We start from the raw sequence: 5,258 nt of genomic DNA on the forward strand, positions 1-5,258 counted from the left end.
TTTCTCGCGCCGATTTTGGCGTTGCCAATGAGCCGGGGTTAACCCCGGCTCATTGGCAATCAGGTCCAACAATCAGGGAATTTTCAAAGCCCACTTTTGCGGAGAATTACACGCCCACTGACAATCAGCACCTGGCGAGCGCTACCTATCTCGCGGAACCGCACGAATATTTGCCTGATGGCCTCCTGAACTCGAATGTCGGGGTCAAAACTCAGTCCATAGTCGCGATGCCAGATGTAGCGATCGGAACGCTGATGCGCAGTTCGCCGCGCTGAGCCTTTTGCCGTGCAGCTTCGTACATGCGGGCACGGATGACAGAAAGCTCGAACTCGCTGATACTGCCCTTCATGCCGAGCAGCTGCCGGTCGTTCGGCTTGGCCGGATCATAGACGCCATCGATGTCGATGACACGAGCATCGACTTGGCCGCAAAGCTCGAGAAGTCGGTGCCAGTCGGGTCCGTTGCGGGAAAGGCGAGAGGCCTCAAGGCACAATACGGCGCCGACGCGACCCGTGCACAAATCCTCCACCAGACGCTCGAAACTGGGGCGATCCACTGCACCGCTCGCGCTGCGTCCAAGATCCTCGTCGATCACCTCGACGTCACGAAATCCCCAACGGCGCGCAACATCGACGAGTTCATACTGGCGACGTTGGTTCTCCAGGTTCCCGTTGACCTGCTGGGGCGTCGACTGCCTGACGTAAACAACTGGCTTGCGCCTCAGCAGGGCCATCGGAAGGAGGTTACCGCCCGTCATCGGTCATCTCCTCGTCCAATACGCCTGCGGCCGCCATCAACAACTTGGCTAGGCTTGCCACTACGACGACGCGCTGGGCTGTCGTCAGACCGTCCAGACTTCTGGTGTCGAGCGGCATGATCAACTGGCGCAGCGCCGGCAGCCGCGTTGGTGAGGGCAAGGTCTTCATCGTTTACCTCCTGAGCGTTCAAACCGCTCAGCAGGGCATTCCGAAGGTCCGCGTCGATCAAGAGGTTATGGAGATCGGTCAACGCATCTACGGCAACCCGAACGCTACCCAAGCTGAACGCATCGCACACCTCGCGATTCAACATCCAAGCCGGAACTACGATGACTTCGCCGGGGCTCACCACAATGTGGGCGACTCTGCCGTTCGCCCGGTCCTCGGTATACTCGCACCGCACAGTGCGCTCGAAAGATGGATGCCATCGATACCAGACGACAACGTCGTGCCCGACATGGGCAGAATGTCTGCGAGATGGCGCTCAATCGGAATTATGCGAAGCGCTGGATTATGCGCAAGTGCCGACGGCGGGTCCAGCTGTCGCGCCAGACCCGCCGCCATAAACTTCACATAATCACAGCGACTGCAGGAAGCTCATCAGATTGTCGGAGGCTCGGAAGCGGCCCGGCGCGGCGGTGCTTGGTTGCAGCTTCATCAGAGCCTGTTCCTTCATCGCGAGATCGGCTTCGACGTACATATGCGTCGTTGCCGTATCCTCATGACCGAGCCACAGGGCGATGACGGTGATGTCGACGCCCGATTGAAGAAGGTGCATCGCCGTTGTGTGTCGCACCGTATGGGGGGTGACCGGGCGGTCAAGGAGCCCTGGATTCTTGCGACCTGCAGTGGCGACGGCGAGGTTCAAGCGCTGGGTAACGTTCGAGCGAGTCATGCGATCACCGCTTCGGTTCGGGAACAAAAAGCTTTCTCCAGCGGGGTCGCCGATCTGGCGGCGCCAGGATCTGATGAGCGCGGCAGTCGGCCGCCAGAGCGGCACACTGCGTTCTTTGCGGCCCTTGCCACGCAGATGCACGGCGGGCTGTCCTTCAAGCACAACGTCCCGACACCGCATGCCGATCATCTCGGAAACGCGAGCGCCCGTGTTATACATCATGCTGAACAAGGCGCGGTCGCGTTGTCCGGCCCAGCTAAGCCGGTCAGGTGCTTCGAGAATGGCGCTGATCTCGGGCCGTGACAGAAACCCGACCATTGGCCGATCGAACCGCTTGAGTGGGATCGCCAGCGCCCGTTCGATCGTCGCCAGCGACGCAAGGTCGTGATGCGATGCATATTTAAGGAACGTCCTGATCGCGGCCAGACGTGCGTTGCGGCTTCGAACGCTGTTGCCTCGATCCTTCTCGAGATGGTCCAGGAAGGCGAGCAACAACGGCGCGTCGAGATCGGGCAACGTGATGGCGCTGGGCGTTCGATGGAGTGCTGCGGCCGCATAGTTGAGGAGCAGGCGCAAGGTATCCCGGTACGCCGCTACGGTCTGAGCGCTGACCGCACGTTGCTCGCCGAGATGATCCAGAAAGAAGCGCTGGACGAGCGTCGGCAATGTTGGAGAGGTATGCTCAGCCATGATCAGCCTCCGCGAAAGCGAAATCTTCAAAGCGGTTGCCTGCGGTGGCCATCAAATCCGGGATGCCGGTCAAATACCAATAGGTGTCCGATACCTTTGCATGGCCGACGTAAGTCGAGAGCGCCGCGATCGCATTGTCGATATCGGTACCTTCGGCTTGCCACCGTTGAATGCGTCTGCAGATGAATGTGTGCCGGAGGTCATGGATGCGAACGTCGCGATAGGCGCCCCGGGCAACGATGCCGGCTTCGTCGCGCAACTTCTGGAAGGTCCAATGTACTGCGCGCTTTTTTAGCGATCGTGACGGGGTCGAGACGAAAAACGGATCCTCAGCCACGCGTGGCAGAAAATGATCCCGCATGCCGAGATAGTCTGCGAGCGCGACGGCGACGGTGGCGTGGAAAGGCACGTGCCGCGATTTGCTGAACTTCGTCATCCGGACCGTCAGACATCGACTTCCGAGATCCACATCGGCGCAACGCAGCTTGACCGCTTCGGAAACGCGCAGGCCGGTTGCGGCGATCAGTCCGTAGAAGGCTTCGAACGCAGCAGGCCGCAGACCGCCTTCCGGATCGAGACGGCGTGCCGCTGCAAGCAATGCCGAGATCTCATCCTCGGTGTAGATATGGGGCGTGGCCCGGCGATGGGACTTGCCGAATATCTGAGTCTGCGGGAACTCCGTGGCCGGATCTTCCCGCAGAAGGTACGCGGCGAAAGGCCTAAGTGTGTCGAGCCGGCGAGCCCACGCCCGCGGATCACGGCCCCGAGCATGCCCCTTTGCCCACTCGATCGCGAGGTCCGTTGTCAGGGACCCTCGGTGACCAGAGCCATCGAAGAATCTGGCGAAGGAACGAAGCTGGCTGGCGTTCGGCCCAGCGCCACGAAATCCCAGCGATGTACGTTCAGCAAGATAGGCCTCTACCTGCGCTGTCATGGTGGTCGTCATCATCACGCCCTCCCTGGCCAGGGCATGGCCACGGCCGACAGCCGGCGGAAATCGATCTTGGTGTAGATCTTTGACGTGTCGAGGCTGCGGTGACGCAGGATATCGGCGATGTGCTTCATGGGCGTGCCGTCGCTGAGCAGGCGGCTCGCGATGCTGTGACGAAGGACATGGGGATCAGTTCGATCCCATCCGCATCGTGCGAAAGCTGCGATCACCGCGTGCTTGGCGACGCCTGCCCTGATCGGGACGTCATATGGCGCGACATGGCGAACGAAGATCGCACGGTTGCTGGTCTTCGGCCGCTCATGGCGCAAATAGTCTGCGATGGCGTCGCCGGTGGCCGCCGGCAATGGAAGGCTGTCGGTGAAATGCGTCTTGGTCCTGGCTATACGAATGATCCCGTTGCGCCAGTCGACGTCGTCGAGCTGGAGCTTTACGACTTCGGAACATCGGAGCCCGAGATCGGTGACGCACCTGACCATCGCGTAGGCGCGCCGCCTTGAAGACAGATGATCGTCGAATGACGCGAGAACCGCGTCAATCTGGGTTGGCGACAACACGTCGGGCAACTCCGCCAGGCGCCAATACGCGGCCCGCGGAATGGCCTGCAAGAGCCGGTCGACATCATCACCCAACATCTTGCGAAACTTGAAATAACAACCGACTGTCCCGCCAGCGACACGCACGGCGCCAGCACCCCAACAACGGCCCTCACCAAGGACAAAACGCCGGACGACTGCCGGGTCGAGCTTCTCAGGATCAATCTCGCCATCACCGAACCGCTCGAGGAGCAGCCGGCGAATGATATGGATCCGCTGCCGCCGCGTTGTGTCCGCCAGACCGCCGACATCGCGCATGTAGCGATCGAATGCCGCCAGTTCACCATCGAGCCGGCCCCTCTGTTCGATCGCCGCAATCCGCCTTTGGGCACGAAGCACATGCAGAAGATGCCGGATAGCGACGCGCAACTCGTGGCGCAGCTTGCGAACCGGGTAAGGGCAATCGCAAGATGGCACATGGGTATCCAGGAACCGCCGTTGCGCCACCTCATCGATCAACGCGAGGTCCAAGCCTTCCTCGGTCGTCCACTTCGCGAAATGCGCGACGCAAGCAAAATACACTCGCACTGTGTTCGGATGATATCGGCCCGCTCGAAGATAGGAGACATACTCCTCCTCCACGGACGAAAAGACACTGTTCGCCAGCCAGCGACGCGGCTCCGGCTGCAATAGATCAGACTTCATGAAAGGCTCCTCTCCAGATGGTGGGCGGAGAGGAAGACGTATTATGTGCAGCTGAAGTTAGTCATGCTGCGACGTATGCGGCGGAAAATAGCGGACTGGGCACACCCCGCCGTCGGCACATGCGCATAATCCGGCGCTTTGCATAATTGCGGTTGAGGGCGAGCGGGCGGATCGCGCGTTCGACGGTGTTGGTATCGAGCTCGATGCGCCCGTCGTCGAGGAAGCGCACGAGCCCGTCCCAGCGACTGACGGCGTAGCGGATTGCTTCGGCGAGCTTGCTCTTGGCGCTGAGCTGGCGAAGCCGGACATCGAGATAGACCTTGAGGTCTTCGACGAGGATCCGGCTGTGTTCGTCGCGCGTGGCGCGGCGCTGCTCGGCCGATGAGCCGCGGACCTGATCCTCGATCTTATACAGTTGCGCGATGCGCTTGAGTATCTCGGCCGCGACCGGCGACTTCTCGGCTAGATCGTAGAACTTGCGCCGGACGTGCGACCAGCAGAAGGCGAGGCTGACCTGCTGGCGCCGCTTGGCGAGCGCGGCGTAGCCGCCATAGCCATCGACCTGCAGGATGCCTGCGAAGTCCCCGAGATGGGCCTCGGTATGGCGCGGCGATCTGGATGAGAAGTTTCCGCCAATCAGGATGAGAACTGATCGTCGCGGTGTTGACGTGGTGCCTGCTTTGATTGACGCTGGCAAGCCGTTACTCGCAGGTTTGATTGTCGGC

General features: G+C 61.0%; 5 protein-coding genes and 1 pseudogene. All 6 read right to left on the reverse strand.

Annotated elements, in window-relative coordinates; all coding sequences use genetic code 11:
• Nucleotides 1-211: 211 nt before the first annotated feature.
• Nucleotides 212-757, reverse strand: coding sequence for a recombinase family protein (locus NZK81_RS21200; RefSeq protein ID WP_229710713.1), 546 nt, complete (start codon nt 755-757; stop codon nt 212-214).
• Entirely contained in the window at nt 744-926 is a 183-nt protein-coding gene (locus NZK81_RS21205; protein WP_188823897.1) for a hypothetical protein, read from the reverse strand. Before NZK81_RS21205 ends, NZK81_RS21200 begins: the two co-directional genes overlap by 14 nt.
• Before the next feature lie 409 nt (nt 927-1,335).
• Complete coding sequence (locus NZK81_RS21210; protein WP_188823899.1) at nt 1,336-2,343, reverse strand: tyrosine-type recombinase/integrase; 1,008 nt, start codon at nt 2,341-2,343, stop codon at nt 1,336-1,338.
• On the reverse strand, nt 2,336-3,292 hold the full coding sequence (locus NZK81_RS21215; protein ID WP_229710714.1) for a tyrosine-type recombinase/integrase: 957 nt from the start codon (nt 3,290-3,292) through the stop codon (nt 2,336-2,338). The genes NZK81_RS21210 and NZK81_RS21215 overlap by 8 nt, the downstream gene beginning before the upstream one ends.
• Entirely contained in the window at nt 3,292-4,533 is a 1,242-nt protein-coding gene (locus NZK81_RS21220; RefSeq protein WP_188823901.1) for a tyrosine-type recombinase/integrase, read from the reverse strand. Before NZK81_RS21220 ends, NZK81_RS21215 begins: the two co-directional genes overlap by 1 nt.
• Nucleotides 4,534-4,672: 139 nt before the next feature.
• A pseudogene (locus NZK81_RS21225) lies at nt 4,673-5,149 on the reverse strand (IS66 family transposase); the annotation flags it as partial.
• Nucleotides 5,150-5,258 lie beyond the last annotated feature (109 nt).

Source organism: Novosphingobium mangrovisedimenti (assembly GCF_025153475.1).
Lineage (GTDB): Bacteria > Pseudomonadota > Alphaproteobacteria > Sphingomonadales > Sphingomonadaceae > Novosphingobium > Novosphingobium mangrovi_A.

Excerpts from the sequence above, each read along its gene's own strand:
- NZK81_RS21205 (WP_188823897.1), bottom strand. The coding sequence starts at position 926 with ATGAAGACCTTGCCCTCACCAACGCGGCTGCCGGCGCTGCGCCAGTTG.
- NZK81_RS21210 (WP_188823899.1), bottom strand. The coding sequence starts at position 2,343 with ATGGCTGAGCATACCTCTCCAACATTGCCGACGCTCGTCCAGCGCTTC.
- NZK81_RS21215 (WP_229710714.1), bottom strand. The coding sequence starts at position 3,292 with ATGATGACGACCACCATGACAGCGCAGGTAGAGGCCTATCTTGCTGAA.
- NZK81_RS21200 (WP_229710713.1), bottom strand. The coding sequence starts at position 757 with ATGACGGGCGGTAACCTCCTTCCGATGGCCCTGCTGAGGCGCAAGCCA.
- NZK81_RS21220 (WP_188823901.1), bottom strand. The coding sequence starts at position 4,533 with ATGAAGTCTGATCTATTGCAGCCGGAGCCGCGTCGCTGGCTGGCGAAC.